Source organism: Paenibacillus beijingensis, from assembly GCF_000961095.1.
Classification (GTDB): domain Bacteria; phylum Bacillota; class Bacilli; order Paenibacillales; family Paenibacillaceae; genus Paenibacillus_O; species Paenibacillus_O beijingensis.
This window is the reverse complement of sequence record NZ_CP011058.1, coordinates 3,697,540-3,713,417: the sequence shown is the minus strand read 5'-3', so window position 1 is coordinate 3,713,417 and position 15,878 is coordinate 3,697,540. Positions and strand designations below refer to the sequence as shown.

The following is a 15,878-nucleotide window of genomic DNA, read 5'->3' as shown; positions in this document are numbered from 1 at the left end:
TTATTTAACGGCGCCTACAACAAGACCTTGCTGGATAAACTTCTGTAAAAAGATATAAATAAGCATTGGCGGCAGTGACGTAAGAAATAAACCGGTGATTTGAAGCGGAACATCCGAGGAGAAACGGGAGATCAGCGTTGCGAGTCCCGCCGTCATCGTTTTGACCGAATCGGATTGCAGGAATATCAGCGGCGTCAGCAAATCGTTCCACCAGTTCGTCACGTTGAAAATACTTACGGTCGCAATGGCCGGAGTGCTAAGCGGCACGATCACGCGAAGAAGCAATGAAAAGTAGTTCCCTCCGTCAATGGTCACCGCTTCAATCGATTCGGAAGGAATGGACCGCATTAAGGAAGAAAGCAGAAAAACAGTCCATGGAATGCTCGCTGCCACCCAAATCAGGATGACCGACAACGGAGTATTTAAGAGATTCAACTTCGACATAAACAGATAATTAGGCAGAATGAATGTAATCGTCGGAATCGTGCTGACACCGATAACGACAATATACAGCTGTGAACGAAAGGGAAAATTTCTCTTGGCGAACGTGTATGCTGCCGGTACGGTCAAGCTTAAGTTAATGATACTCGCCACGACAACGCAGAATAATGTATTGCCGAACAAACGAAAAATATCAAACGCATAGTACATCGCCTTCAAATTGTCCAAATACGCTGTTTTCGGAAAGGCCAGTGGAGATTTGAAATATTCGATTGTCGGTTTGAATACAGCGAAGCCCATGAACAGAATCGGATAGAACGTAAGGATAGCGATAAAAAGCAAGGTAGCAAAGATGAACCAACGCATGGTATACGACCGCTTATACACCATTTAGCATTCTCCTTAATCCGAAAATCTCTCCGATACTCGAAGTTGAATCCAAGATATGCATAGCACCAGAACGAAAAGGATAACCGACAGCGTGCTTGCGTACCCCAGCTGATCTGACTGAAACGCCTTAAGAAAGATCATGTAGTCGATCGGCGTCGTTTCATAGCCAGGCCCGCCTCCTGTCACAGTGAATACTAAAGAAAACAGTCCAACGAAAACCCAAATGACGTTGGTCACACAAAAGAAGACGATTGCCGGTAAGAGCAGCGGAATGACGATACGGATAAGCTGCGTTCGCCAATTCGCTCCGTCTATGCGCGCAGCTTCCAGAACTTCGTTAGGCAGACTGGAAAGTCCAGATAGAAAAATCAGCATCCCGTAGCCGACCGTCTGCCAGTAAAAGCAAAAGATCAGCACTAGAAACGCAGTCGGCACATTGGACAGCCAATCGAATTGAGACATATCCATTCCCAGAAACTGAAGCCATTGATTGACCGGTCCGACCGGAGAGAACATCGTTCTCATCAAGTAACCGACAACGACGGCTGACAAGGTGGAAGGTAAATAGTAAACCATCCGAAAAAAATTCGTACCCGGCACTTTCTCAAACATTAATACGGCAATCACCAGGCAGATCATCAGAATGCCGGGCACGGACAAAAGCATTATCAAATTGGTGCGAAGGAGCCTCAACAGCTCTCCGCTTTTGAAGATGTCGATGTAGTTGTCCATTCCGACCCAGTGCGATTCCACCCCGTTCCAACGAGTAAAGCTATGGTAGAAGGTGCTTCCCAGAGGATAAGCCATGAGAAGCAGTAAATACAGAAACATCGGTGCTAGAGACAGATAGGATGTCCATCTTTCTCTTGATCGCAGCTTCAAATCTTTACCTCCTCAGCGGAAGAGGATTGCCGTTCGTTTGCAAGCCCCTCCGACCCTCCAAGTCCATTGTCACTGCGCGTTTTTCAACAATTCATCGCGCTTCTCATCCAGCTTCTTGGCGAAATCCTCCGGCGACATCTTGCCCGTGATGGCAAGTGAGGCTAGTGACGAGATTTCGGCGCTCAGCTCAGAAGGGAAAACATTGTCAGGCCAGAAGATATTGTTTGGGCTTGAGGCACGCTCCTGCATATAAAGCATGATCGGATTGTCCGTGAACTTCGACAGATCGACATCGGTAACATTTACAATGAAAGCTAATTGTCCTTTTAGCTGCTCTTCCTTCTCCTCTTTGCTCATCATAAATTTGATAAATTCGACAGCCTCTTTCTTGTGTGCGGAATACTCAGTTACGACCCAGCCGCTACCCGCTCCTCCGAGCCCGCCGTTGGTGATGGGCGCTTTCTCGCTGATATCAGGAAACCGCATGTAGCCAAGATCATCGCCCATTGCCTTCTGAAAATCTTCGACGTTCCATGGCCCCCCGGTAATCATCGCCGCTTTGCCGGTATAGAACAGCTGAGTGGCCTGCCCTTCATCGGCATTGCTCGAACCAGCCGCGAGATAACCTTTGGTTCCGAGCTCCCCCCACTTGTCGAGCACATCCACTACTTCCGGATCGCTGAAGTTGTGCCCCTTCTTATTCACCAGATCGGCCAGGCCGCCAGGCGTAAGCGTCTGAGCAAGCCAGTAGGACAGGAAATGGAATACGTAAGTGGTTTTATCCAGGCTTATGGGAGTTATTCCTGAAGTTTTTAACTTATCCATCAATTCAGAGAACTTGTCAAAATTCGTCATGTACAAGCTTGGATCATCCACGCCGGCTTTTAGCATCGCTTTCTTGCTGTAGAACAGCAGCATGCTGCCGTCGGAACTGGAGGGTACGCCGTAAATTTGTCCCTGTTTGGCATCCAAGCCTTCCGCGACCGCGTCCCATCCCTGAATTCGGGACAGCTCATCTGCGCTGAAATAGTCATTCATTGGTTCCAAATAATTTTTCAATCCGAGCAGATAGTTACCGGTCCATAGAGTGGCCACATCCGGGCCGTTAGCCGCTATGCTCGCCGTTCGGAACTTTGTGACCTGAGAGATATCGTCAGGAAAAGCTTGCACATCAATTGTCACGCCCGGATGGCTGTCCTCAAACCTTTGAATCGCCTGATAGATGTAGAAATCTTCCTTTTTCTTGGTCTTGTCGCTGGAATCCACTGAGGGAAACCGATTATTCCAGAAAACGAGCTTTATCTGCTTGTCGGTACCAGCCCCCCCGCCGCCGTCGGCTTTGTCATTGGCTGAAAGATCCGGCAACTTTTCGTTGTTACCGCAAGCGGACAGCAAAAATGCCATAAAAGCAACAGCAAGCAATGATAGCCTGACTTTCATGCGAACCCCTCCTCTGTCACTAACTTCACTTCTAGAATAGCGTAATGAGCGGATCATCTGTGATGACGTATTATTGCGGATTTGTTATCATTTCATTACCTTTATTTCTATATGGAAAAAAATCGTACATAAGGCAAGCGCCTCATGTACGATCGGGCAATCCGTAACGAATTTAAAAATGCAGAAACTGAAACCGATCGAGATCCCTCCTTAAATCAAACCGGCTTATGAATCATGAGGTACAAAATGACGACCGGCAGCAGCGTCGCCACTGTGCCGAAGATGGCCCAGATCAGGCTCGCTTTCCGGTAGGCACCGTGCAGAGCTCCCGTTTCCAGCGCTTTGGCGCTGTGGCGAATCATGCTGCGCTGGAGCGGCAGCAGCAACACGACCCAGATCACACCGGTCAAAATAAACAATGCCTGTGAAAGCGTGACCCAACTAAATCCGGACAACGAATATCCGGCTTCTATCGCCATCAGGTTGCCGGTCACGATGATCAGGATAATTCCGGGAATCGTGAACAGAAAGTCAGCCAGCATCACGTTCTTTGCCGCACTGTGAATAACAGCCAAATCCCCTTTCATATCCGCCCTTATTTTCCAAAAAGCGGCCGTTATGATGTTCCCGACAAGAAGGACGGCCCCAAGCAGATGCAGAAACAAGTACAAGCTCATCATCTTCATCACTGCCTTCCATGAAAGGTTTCCAATTTTATCTATTTACATTATACAAACCGACCATCGGTTTGTAAATAAAATAAATCAGCCGTGCAGCCAGCGAAACCAGACGACGTTCCCGCAAGTGGATCTCAAGAATAAAAGCTCTTTAATAACTCCTCTCAAAGTGAAAAATCACTAAAGCGAAAAAGCCGCCTTAGTGATTTTTGCAATCATGCAGCTTTCCCGTTTAACCTATTATTGCCCAATGTTTTCGAGAGGAGCTCTCTGTCCAAAAGTCGGCTGGGCACCGTGCGGTGATGCGGCCCATCTCACGGCATTGGCGATAACCCGTAGAACCGCCTTATTATAATAAGTGGGATAGGTTTCATGCCCGGGTTGAAAATAAAAGATTTTCCCCAGCCCGCGATAAAATGTGCATCCGCTGCGAAACACCTCTCCTCCCTCAAACCAGCCGACTAATATCAGTCCGTCCGGAATGGGAATATCAAAAAATTCACCGTACATTTCCTCCTGCTGCAGTTCAAAGTAGGGTCCGATTCCTTCCGTAATCGGATGGGCGGGATTGACGACCCAAATTCGTTCCCGCTCTCCTTCCTCCCGCCAATTGAGCCTGCATGTTGTGCCCATTAGTTTCCGGAATATTTTCGACTCATGTCCGGAATGCAGAACGATCAGCCCCATTCCTTGGAGCACACGCTGCTGGACCCTGTCAACAACCGCATCCGAGACCCGGTCATGAGCCAGATGACCCCACCAAATTAACACATCGGTATCATGTAATACCGATTCCGTCAATCCGTGCTCAGCCTCTTCCAGCGTAGCGGTGCGGATCAGAAAGCCGCTTGGCCGCAGCCCGTCCGCTATTGCATAGTGTATTCCTTTCGGATAGATGCGGGCAACATGAGGATCTATTTTTTCATTGACATATTCATTCCACACCGTAACGCGAATCGTTTTGGCAGGTTGAAACAATTGATTTCCTATCCTCATTTGGATCACGGCCTGGGATACCCCCTCTTTTCGAAAATCCGCATACTACAATTTATACACATGCGCAGCAACGATATTCGTTATGAATTAGCCCCGGGCCTCATATCCATACAGTAAAGAAACCATTCGTTGTTATGAAATGACAGACCAACTTTCGATGCAGTAACGAAAAAGGATGCTTGATAAGGTGGGAAGAAAACAACGTCCCGGACCAAAAATACCACCTGTCACCCGAAACAAAAAAAGACGCTCCAATCGGCAAAATAACGCAAATAACACGCAATCGAAGATGAGCACTTGCAAAGAGAAAATCGCAAATCTCAAAGCGCAGCTTGCGGAGCGGGAAGCGGTCATTGCCGAACAGGAGCGGCAAATCACCGAACGGGATGCCGTCATCGCCCTCCGGGACCAGCAAATTACCGAACTGAACACCGTCATCGCCGCCCGGGATGAGCAAATTGCCGAGCGGAACACCGTCATCGCCGCCCGGGATGAGCAAATTGCCGAGCGGAACACCGTCATTGCCCTCCGGGAGCAGCAAATTGCCGAACGGAACACCATCATCGCTCTCCGGGAGCTGCAAATTTCCGAACTGAACACCATCATCGCCGCCAGAGATTCGCAGATTGCCGAACGGAATATCGTCATCGCCGCCAGAGATGCGCAAATATTCCAGCTAAACGCCACGATAGCCGCTCAAGCTTATCAGATTGCGCAGCTCGGCACGCTCATTGCGACGCGGGATCAGCAAATTTCGGAGCTAAATACCGCCATCTCGCTGCGGGATACCGTTATCGCAACGCGTGATCAGCAAATTTCCGAGCGGAGCGTCCTGCTGACGCTTAGAGATATGCAGCTCCTTCAATTAAACGATATGCTTTCCTCAGCAACCGCACAGATTCGCGAGAAAAACGAGCTTATCGAGCGGTTAATGGCCGAGGCCGAAATCGGAAAAAATAATGACGGAGGAGTATAGGAGAGGATGGGGAATCCATTGAAATATTACCTTGCAAATGACGGCGATACGCTTGTTGCGATTGCAAACAGGTATAACGTCGAAGTCGACCAGCTTATTCTCCTCAACCCTCATCTCCGGGATCCTGATATAAAGCTGGGCGGCTGCCTGCTGTCAATTCCGCCTTCGACAGAAAGGAAATTCGACCTCTCGGGCATTCCGGTCTGCCCGCCCCGCAAGATAGAGTATCCGATGAAGCAATTTATCGCGTTGACTTCATTGGAGCAAATGGCAGAGACGGATTACGATGTCATCATCGTCGGGACCGGAGCCGGCGGAGGGGCCGCGCTTTGGAGATTGTGCGAAAGGTGGCGGCAGACCGGAAAGAAAGTCGGGGTCGTCGAGCGGGGGCCCATCGTCTTGCAAGCGCATATTGCAAATTTTCCGACACTGGATGGAAGGTTTTGGGACTTTTTTTTAGACCCTCTTCATTCATTCCCGATCGGAGACTTCTTTCCGGACATGCCCGGAGCCAGAGAAGTGTTCGCTCTAGGTGGAAGAATGCTCTATTGGGGACTCGTTTCGCCCCGAATGAGCGCATTCGAGCTGCAGCACCTCCCCGTTTCCGCCCAAGAAATGGAGACGTATTATAATATCGCCGAACAACAGATGTTCGTATCCAAACAGACGGAATGGGTAACTCCATTGCAACAAGCAGTGCTCAATCGATTTTGGGAAAAAGGGGTTCCGCAAGCTCAAATTGCGCCGAAGGCGATTAACCTTGATCCGGCACGATATGGGCCCGTCGTATATTTCAGTTCGATTTCGTTTTTGGCGGATGCCTCGAAGCTGCATCCGTATGATTTGGCGATCCATGCGAGGGCGATCCGAATTTTGACTGCTAACAAGAAAGTGGCCGGAATCGAGGTCATGACGCCGGACAAGACGACCTATTCGCTGCGAACGAAATCTCTTGTTATATCGGCAAATGCGTTCGAAACCCCGAGGCTGCTTCTGTACTCCGGAATTAACGATGGGCCGATCGGGCATTATCTTACCAATCATTCGTTTCTTGACTTCACGCTCAGGGCGAGCGCAAAGCCTGCATATTTGCCGGATATCGGGAACCCGCCCTATATGGAGTGGCCGGCGCAAATCCTTGTTCCCGAATCGGTAGGAAAGCCATTTCAATTACAGTTCCTTAGATCGGGTTATAGCAGGATCGGACAACAACGTTTTGAATTGTCCGGATTATCATTCGGCAAGGTGGAGTCCCGTTATGAGAATAAACTTTTCTTGAACCGCAATCGTCAAGATGTATACGGCATCCCGGAAATACAAGTCGATTTCTCTTATAGTGCGAGAGACAACGAAATCATTGGCGAAATAATCGAATCGATTCACAAAACAGCGGATTTATTAGGCTTTGACCTGCCGCCAGATTATTGCCTGCACACTCCGGGAACCGATTATCATGAGATGGGAACGTGCCGGATGGGATTTGATCCAGCCACTTCCGCCGCCGACCCGTATGGTCAAATTCACGGAACGGAAGGGCTCTATATTGCCGATAACAGCGTACTTCCGACAACCGGGGCGGCCAATCCAACCTTGACAACCGTTGCGCTGGCGATTCGGACAGCCGACTATATTTCCGGACGAACCGCTCATTAGTTCATCAGTTAGCCCGGCTCGATGAATTAATTTCCTGCGGTCCCTTTCTTAATACTTTTCATTGCCGTAACCAAAGTTAAAACCAGGATTGGGATCACTCCGGTTAACGTAATCAGCAAAGGCCAAACGTTGTTTACGAATTCCATAAATTCGACTTCGTGCGTAAACATGGTCAATGAGAGCAGCAGCGCGACCATTGCGACCGGAAAAACAAGGATACGGTAATCATTGATCCGAAATAATTGGGAAATTCCAAGACTGGTAATGTACAACACGATGGTGGCCTTCATATAGGAACCGGCGATGAGGGCCATTCCGGGTATCGATTCGATTCTTTCGATAAAATCTCTGACTTCAATCAAACGCGCGAGGGAAAATAAAGAATATTTATAAATTCCGGTCATTTGTCCAAGCCCCATGATAGTGCATACAATGACGATCGTAAGCGAAATGCCGTTAACGAGCAGCATCGTAAACATCCATCTACCCACATGCTTCCCCTCTCTCTTCACAAACGGAAGAAGCATGGAGAAAAGCACCAGTTCGGCGTTGGGGAAACCCCATGCAAAATAAACGCCGTCAACCCCATTATTGTAAGTATTTACTTTTACGCTAATATTAATCGGAATACGGGCAACTCTATCCTCCCATTCCGGTTTTAAACGGCTCCATAAAGCAGGATTTTTACGGAAAATACGATCCCCTATTCCAAACACATCCAATTTCTGTTGTTGAAAATAAAGGGCAACTTTCTGCAATTTCTGTTGGACGGTTGCTGCAGCTTTTTTATTAAACTGCTCGACTTCTTCCGACGTCTCCAGCGAGGAACAGCTAAGTGCGCCGGCATACCCGTCGATTGAAACCAATGCATGGCCGGATATGGACTCACCGTTAGTTTTCACCGTAAATTTCGTTTTGACCTTATCCACTTCAATGGCTTCCATCACTTTTTCTTTGCTCCGATTGGAGCAAGGCACTTGAATAATGCCCCCTTGATATTTATCAATCAGCATAAGCAAACCTTCAATTTTATTAGGAGGAACCTTTTGAACCATTTTTCCGTTCTTTACGATCATCAGTCCCGTCACTGCAGCCTCGAATGGCTGGCTCTTCGGATCAAAATAAATAAAGGGCATCATGACCACCTGCGTTTCGTTTTTCAATTGATGCGCTAAATCCATCAATGTGGCCCTTAACGTTTTGCCGGCAAATTGATGAGACATTTTTTCGCTCTTCCGCAATTGCATCCCCATGCTTGATTCAAGAAACGGTTTGCTTGTCAAATAACGGGCTGCCTTGCCTTGTCCGATCGCGACGGCAACAGTCGGCCTCGGTTCGTGATCCCGCATAAAAAAATCGAGTATGTCGCCAAGCTCTGTTTTTTTCGCCAGATCTTCTCCGATAATAATGACACGCATATGGCTCCATTGCGCTTTGCGTCCCAAATGGATCGTTATATCGCGGATCGCTTCAAATACGGAGGCATCTCTCGTTTTCAAATTGACCGTTTCTCCTCCTCCGCTGCTGCCGCCGCCTTTTTTTCCGCCCGATTCCTCGCCACCCGGCTTATAGAACTGGACCGTCAACTCAATCATGTTGTTTTTTCCCGTATCGATTGCGATCCCTTGCACGAATCCCCATTGATCGAGTTCGACTGCGTTCCAGCAGCCGGTTAACGGCATCAGCATCAGGAATAGGACAATCATGATGATGACTCTTCCCACAATACGTCCTTCTTTCTGCGGATTATTTGTCGGGCTGCCGCTGCCGCAGATTGGAAGGCGCGCGAATAATGACATCGCGCCATTCCCGCAGACGCAACGGACCTATCGGCGACATATACGGCTGACCTAGTGCGCGCAAACTCATCAGGTGAACAAGAATAAGCAGTGAACCGATCATGATTCCGAATCCCCCCATTGTGGCAGCAAGCACCATCATCGGAAAACGAAGTATCCGGAATGCAACTCCGATACTGTACTGGGGCAGCGAGAAAGATGCGATTCCCGTTAACGCCACTACGACGACCATGATCGGAGAAGCGATGCCGGCATTAATAGCAGCTTCCCCGATAACCAGCGCCCCGACAATGCTTACTGCACTGCCTGTAGGACGCGGCAGGCGGACACCCGCCTCCCGGAGCAGCTCGAAGAAAAACTCCATCAGCACCGCCTCCACAAGAGACGGGAATGGAATCCCTTCCCGCGAATTTAAAATCGAGAGCAGCAGGATGCTTGGAATCAATTCCGGATGAAAGGTAGTCAGCGCAATGTAGATGCTGGGCAGCATAAGGGAAATGACAAAAGCAATGAGTCTCAGCATCCTTGTTAAAGAAGAAAATACGGTCCTTTCGTAATAATCTTCCGGAGATTGAAGAAATTCCGTAAATAATCCGGGACAAATGAGAATCGCCGGAAAACCGGAAACCATGGCGATAATTTTGCCTTGCAAGAGAGCGGCAACCGCCGTATCCGGACGTTCCGTCCACCGAACCTGCGGAAAAGGGGAATAAACCGCGTCTTCCAACTGCTGCTCGATGTAGGAAATACCAAGCACCTCTTGCTCTTTGAGCGGAGCAATCCTTTTTCTAAACTCGCATAGCGTTTCGGAATCAACGACTCCTTCAACATATCCAAACACAAATTCTGTATTTGTCTTCCCTTTTGTTTGCACAAACTCAAGTTTAAAATCCGCCGTTTTCAATCTTGCTCTAAGAAGCCCCGCGTTTTTTTTCAGGTTTTCAGTCGTGGAGTTATGGGGGCCTTTTATAACCGGTTCAGTAATCGGCTCGGATACGGTTCTCTCTTCGATCGAAAAGGCATCGAAACGGAGCGCTTTATTCCAGCGGTCGAAAAAAACCAGCACTTGGCCCGAAAGAATCGCTTCCAGTGCTTGTCCAGTCCTTTCGATCGTTGCGGCAGACTGGGCCGAAACGCCTTTCCGTTCAAAATAGAGCATCACTTCATCGGGGGTGATATCCGCGGCCTGTCCAACACTATGATCCGAAAGGTCCTGTAAAGCCGATTTCAATAAATTGATTTTCTGGTTCTGAACCAAAGTCTCAAAATAAACGACAAGTGCTTTAAACTGCAGTTCGGGACCATAGTGATAGGAAGTAACGGAAACATCACCACAGTTTTTGATAGCTTGTTCCAGCCATATTTTGTTTTCGGAAAGCTCTGACTTAAGCGGGCTGTCGGATGTCTCACGAAACGGCGCTCCTTTCATAAGTCATCCCCTTTCTTTGATGTAAATCTTAGTTCAATTTTTCCAAGTCATAGAAATTTTATGCAGAGGACAGCTGCAGTCGCTCCATTCGGACATCTCGCGGGGACTGGATTGAAAACTAAACAAGCTGACGCCGGTTGAGTGACCGACGCCAGCTTGCTGCCTAGTATATGGATCCGCTCGTCCCCGATCCAGCCTCGTTCTTCATCGCTTTTCGGGATGTTCATCTGGCTAGATCAGGATACCTTTGTGCGATTCTAGTCCTCGGTACTTTTCCCTGTATTCCAACGGTGTTAAACCCGTCAATTTCTTAAACAGCTTGCTGAAATATTTGACATCACTTATTCCGACGGTTTCGGCTACATCATAGATTCGGCCGTCCTCCTCCACCAGGAGCCGCTTCGCTTCCCGAATTCGCAGATCGATCAAATAATCTATAAAATTTCGGCCCGTTTGTTTTTTAAACAGGAGGCTGAAATAATTTTTACTGACGTGAACAGCACCCGCAACGTTCTGCAGCGTTAAATTCTCTTTATAATGATCGGCGATATATTCCAAAGCTCTTGTAATGATTTCGCCTCCGCTTCCTTTATCGAGCAAGCTCGGGATTGCGGCATTACTGATTTTATTCAGCATATCCGTCATAAGCGAAGCGGTCTGCTTCAGGGTCTCGGCTCGCTTTACCCTTTCCAGCCATTCTGGAAGAAGCGTTGCGGCGGCGGATAGTCGTTCACAAGTCTCCGTTAGAAGATCGATTGCTTCTTGCCTGATTTGTTCCGGGGTTAAAAACAAGCCTTTCCAACGTTCAAGGGCGTAGCCAACCGCCGCTGAAACGGGGTCCCCGCTGCGGATGATTTTGAAGAAGGGTTCCCAGTCGTACTGTTTTGTTTTCTCTGCCAAAAAAAGCGGATACCGGCATCTTTCCGCCGTTTCCTCCCATACAAACAAACGACCCAATCCCTCGAAAAATCTTTGATGACAGGCCATGCGGCTGCGTGCCATTCCATTGGGAATGCCGCTTATTCCTTGCATGACGGTATAGCCGGCAGACAGGCCAATACCTAATTTCGTTTCCGCCAAGCGCTTCCATTCGGTGATATTCACTTTCGGTTCCTGAAACGCAGTATCGCGTTCTTTATTGGCGCTGCGAACTTCGCCAGTGCTGACCGGAACGAGAAGAAACAAGCTGTTCTCAGTCAACAGCATGGCGGCTCCCTCGTCCATCTGCTCATAAAAAAGCTTCTGTAAATCCTCGAGCAGTAATTGAACATGTTGAATGCCATGAGTTTCTTTTAACTCCTCGACCCTATCCAGTATGAAATAGACACTAGCATAACACTGTTCCAGCCAAGAGGGGGCCCAATCGATTGGCGGATATGGAACTTGTTCCTGAACGATCAGCCTTTTGATCTCTTGCTCGACATATTTGCGTTCTCTGTAAACAGCCTCATGTTGATATTGGAGAAATTCAGCTTCCTTTGAACGTTCTTCTTCAAGCATGGAGACACACCTGCGAAGGACGGCAAGAAGCTCAGCCGGCTCCAAAGCCGACTTCAGCAAGTAATCGACGGCGCCTAACTTGAGGCCTTCCCTTACATATTCGAAATCGCTGTAGCTGCTGATCATGATTACTTTTAGCCGTGGGTAAAGCACGAATGCTTCCTTCATTAGTTCTATGCCGTTCATCAATGGCATTTGAATATCCGTAATGAGAATATCGACGGGAAGGTTCTCCATTGCCGTCAAAGCCGCTGCCGAGTTGGTACAAACGGCTTCTACCGCCACCCCTTCCTTCTCCCAATCAATGAAGGCTTGAATTCCGTTGCAAATAATCGGCTCATCGTCGACGATAACAACCCGATACATTGAATCCCCTCCTGAATTTGCAATCTAAAAAGCATTATTGGTATGTTCTAACGTATCGGATCATGATAAAAAAAACATTCTATTCAATCCATATAATTCGTATAGATAAGAAATTTTAATGAGGCAACGTCAAATATTACGATAATCATATTAATATCGTATAGTTAACACCAATTTATGGAATCCCGTTCCCGAGTGTCCCTCATTCCTTAGCACTAGATCTTCCCACGTTATTCCATTTGAAAATAGGAAACACAAATTTTTTACAAAACAATCCGCTAGGCATCCAATGAAGGCGCAAAACCGCCCCGGATCTGTATTTTCGGCGTCCGACTCGCTTCCGGCACAGGCTATAGGAAAGCGCTCTCTTTTGGTGTTTTGACCCTGTTGAACGCTTTTTGGTTCGAACCGTCCATTGTATGAGCGGTCTGCAACATTTACTTTTTTAGTAGCCCCTTTTTGACGGGCATGATTCACCAAACCGGAAGGAGGATCGCATAAGGGTCGGGCAAATCATGGTTTCATTTATCCTCGAAGGATAAGCATTCCACATCAAAGGAGAGAAACGTAATGAAAGTATTGAAGAAATGGTCACCTTATGTTTTAGCAACTTCTGTTCTCCTCTCAGGCACTGCCGTTTCGGATCTCTATTTTGCCAAACCCGTGTCAGCAGAGGAACTCGTTTTCCCGGTAGAAGCATTTCGGCCGACAGATGATAGGCCCCTTGTCAAAGAGAATTTGCAAAAACCGATGACGGTGCAAGGCGTCGAGAAGTTGGAGAATGGTGTAAAGCTAAATTTGGGCGGGCAGGAAGCTTATATTCGGATGCTCACATCCGATATGGCCAAGGTGTCACTCTTAAACAAGGGCGACAAAGAATATACCTCTGTGGGCATCGCTAACACGGATTGGCCTGCTCCTAAATTCAAAGTAAAGGAAGACGATAAGAGAATCGTCATTACCACCGGCAGCATATCGGTAGACATCAAGAAAAGCCCGTTCGGAATTAAATATTTAGATAAAGACGGAAACGTAATCAACGAGGACGGGGAGCAAGGCATAGGATACGAAAACGGGAAGCCTTATGTGTTCAAGAAAACCGATAAAAACGAAAATTTTTACGGTTTAGGCGAGAAAACAGACGGCCTCAACAAACGCGGCAAGGAAGAAGGAATCTGGCATCAGGATCCGTTCCCGTATGAGTCAAAATACATTTACCAATCCGTCCCGTTCTTTATCGGTTTAAAGGAAAAAAAGGCGTACGGTATTTTATTTGATAATACGTATCGCTCCTATTACAACTTTGCGAAGGAAAGCGACGATTACTACTACTTCTACGCCGATGGCGGAAAACTGACCTATTATTTCTTCAATGGACCGCAGATTAAAGACGTCGTTGACCGTTATACAGATCTGACAGGTAAAGTCCCTCTGCCGCCTGAATGGTCTTTGGGCTTTCATCAATCAAGTTGGGCTTATTCTCAAAACGACATGGAGGAAGTAGCCAAAGGTTACCGCGACCGGAAAATTCCGGCGGATGGATTGTTCTTTGATATCGAATATATGGACGACTATAAAGCCTTTACATGGGGCAAGAAAGTTCCGGACCCTGCCGGATTAGGAAAAAATATGGAAGATATGGGCTTCCACCAAGTGAATATCTTCGATCCGGCTATCCGAGCCTTGCCGGGATACGGTGTTTATGACGAGGGGACCAAGAAGGACCTCTGGGTCAAAAATCCCGACGGAAGCAACTTCCTTGGTAAACTCTGGCCGTGGAATCCATCGGCACCACCGGACTCCGTTTACCCGAACTTCCTGAAAAAAGAAACTCGGGATTGGTGGTCGATGCAGTACAAACCGTTTTTTGACACAGGCATAGACGGCATTTGGAATGACGTGAACGAACCGGTCAGTTTCATTGCCAAAGACCACTGGACGCTCCCGCTGGATGCTATACTTGAAGACGATAACGGCGTGAAACATACGCATGAAGAGGTTCACAACATTTATGCGCATTTAGAGGTGGAAGGGTCGTACAACTCATTCAAATACCTCAAACCGAACATCCGTCCGTTTGTCTTGACGCGTGCCGGATTTACGGGAACCCAGCGTTACGCCGCAACATGGACCGGCGATAACCACAGCACTTGGGAGCATCTGCAAATGTCGATTCCGATGAACTCCAATCTCGGATTGGCAGGTCACCCGTTTGTCGGCAATGACATCGGCGGATTTACGAAAAATAAACAATTAGGCGAAATCACAACGCCGGAGTTGTTTGCACGCTGGGTTGAGCTTGGTGTATTCCTGCCATTCTCCCGCGACCATTACAATAATGACGGTGCCAGCCCATCGGTTAAGCAAAATACCAATAGACAAGAACCATGGCAATTCGGCAAAGAAGTGGAGGACATCAGCCGCAAGTATATCAATATGCGCTATGAGCTGATGCCTTACCTGCAAAACGCGTTCAAACAAGCGCATGAAACCGGAAACCTCATTCAACAGCCGCTCGTATTCCAATTCCAGGACGATCCGAACACCTATAACAATGAAGACCAATTCATGTTCGGCGATTCGCTTATGATCGCACCGGTTGTTCATAAAGGCGCAACTTCCCGCGACGTTTATCTGCCGGCCGGTGTGAAATGGGTGGATTACTGGACGGGCGAAGAGTTTGAGGGCGGCCAGACGATCCATAAAGAAGCTGACCTTGGAACGCTTCCGATGTACGTAAAGCAGGATTCGATCATTCCGCGCCGCGAAGTTCAGCAGTATGCCGGCGAAAAAAAACTGACGAATTTAATTCTCGACACCTATCTGAAAAATAGCGCCTCCTACAGCTACTATCAGGACGATGCGACTACAGAGGATTACACAAGAGGCGAATTCAACGTAACCGACTTCCGCGTGGAAAACAAAGGAAGCCAAATTGAATTCGAACAGGACAAAAAAGTTCAGAACTACGCATCCGACATCAAATCCTATACGCTGAAGCTGCATAACGCGGTAGAACCGAAGAAAGTACAAGCCGCGAACAACAAGTATGCAAAAGCGGGCAGCATGGACGAAATGAACGGGCAAGAAAGAGCATACTATTTCGATACGAATGAAAAGGTGCTCTATGTCAAAATCCCGGTGAACGAGGACCACAAAGTGAAGATACAAACGAAAAACGATGTGGATGTTCAAGCGAACGTCGGAGGCAACAGCGTGAAGGTTCAAGCGAATATCGGAGTCAACAAATAAAACCGGTGTGGCCAGACCACAGAAATAGCGGTTGGAGACTTTTGTCTCCAACCTCTTTTTTCCAAAAATCTGATAAC

11 protein-coding genes are annotated in these 15,878 nt (G+C 47.8%); 3 read left to right on the top strand and 8 right to left on the bottom strand.

The window, feature by feature from the left end:
* From VN24_RS16765 to VN24_RS16745, 5 genes are all read right to left on the bottom strand, one after another.
* Entirely contained in the window at positions 1-831 is an 831-nt protein-coding gene (locus VN24_RS16765; RefSeq protein WP_045671326.1) for a carbohydrate ABC transporter permease, read from the bottom strand.
* A 12-nt stretch (positions 832-843) separates the two neighbouring features.
* A complete protein-coding gene (locus VN24_RS16760) occupies positions 844-1,713 on the bottom strand; it encodes a carbohydrate ABC transporter permease (RefSeq protein WP_202967396.1) in 870 nt (289 codons plus the stop codon).
* Between the two features lie 69 nt (positions 1,714-1,782).
* Positions 1,783-3,153 carry an ABC transporter substrate-binding protein gene (locus VN24_RS16755; RefSeq protein ID WP_045671325.1) on the bottom strand — a complete coding sequence of 457 codons (1,371 nt, stop codon included), beginning with the start codon at positions 3,151-3,153 and terminating at the stop codon, positions 1,783-1,785.
* Between the two features lie 215 nt (positions 3,154-3,368).
* The gene (locus VN24_RS16750; RefSeq protein WP_338012184.1) at positions 3,369-3,839 is read right to left on the bottom strand and encodes a DUF2269 family protein; all 471 of its coding nucleotides are present in this window, start codon (positions 3,837-3,839) and stop codon (positions 3,369-3,371) included.
* 231 nt (positions 3,840-4,070) lie between these two features.
* Positions 4,071-4,826 carry a ThuA domain-containing protein gene (locus VN24_RS16745; RefSeq protein ID WP_045673400.1) on the bottom strand — a complete coding sequence of 252 codons (756 nt, stop codon included), beginning with the start codon at positions 4,824-4,826 and terminating at the stop codon, positions 4,071-4,073.
* Positions 4,827-5,013: 187 nt separating this feature from the next.
* On the opposite strand from VN24_RS16745, the gene VN24_RS16740 reads away from it, so the two are divergent.
* Positions 5,014-5,802, top strand: a complete 789-nt coding sequence (locus VN24_RS16740) for a coiled-coil domain-containing protein (RefSeq protein ID WP_045671324.1) — start codon at positions 5,014-5,016, stop codon at positions 5,800-5,802.
* A gap of 6 nt (positions 5,803-5,808) precedes the next feature.
* Complete coding sequence (locus tag VN24_RS16735; protein ID WP_045671323.1) at positions 5,809-7,455, top strand: GMC oxidoreductase; 1,647 nt, start codon at positions 5,809-5,811, stop codon at positions 7,453-7,455.
* Positions 7,456-7,481: 26 nt separating this feature from the next.
* Here VN24_RS16735 and VN24_RS16730 read toward each other — a convergent pair whose 3' ends face one another.
* From VN24_RS16730 to VN24_RS16720, 3 genes are all read right to left on the bottom strand, one after another.
* Entirely contained in the window at positions 7,482-9,137 is a 1,656-nt protein-coding gene (locus tag VN24_RS16730; RefSeq protein WP_238590936.1) for a Ger(x)C family spore germination protein, read from the bottom strand.
* A 64-nt stretch (positions 9,138-9,201) separates the two neighbouring features.
* The gene (locus tag VN24_RS16725) at positions 9,202-10,683 is read right to left on the bottom strand and encodes a spore germination protein (protein ID WP_045671322.1); all 1,482 of its coding nucleotides are present in this window, start codon (positions 10,681-10,683) and stop codon (positions 9,202-9,204) included.
* 231 nt (positions 10,684-10,914) lie between these two features.
* Positions 10,915-12,549: a response regulator transcription factor gene (locus VN24_RS16720; RefSeq protein WP_045671321.1), complete on the bottom strand. Its 1,635-nt coding sequence runs from the start codon at positions 12,547-12,549 to the stop codon at positions 10,915-10,917.
* Between the two features lie 750 nt (positions 12,550-13,299).
* On the opposite strand from VN24_RS16720, the gene VN24_RS16715 reads away from it, so the two are divergent.
* Positions 13,300-15,801, top strand: a complete 2,502-nt coding sequence (locus VN24_RS16715) for a glycoside hydrolase family 31 protein (protein WP_238590714.1) — start codon at positions 13,300-13,302, stop codon at positions 15,799-15,801.
* The last annotated feature ends 77 nt before the right edge of the window (positions 15,802-15,878 follow it).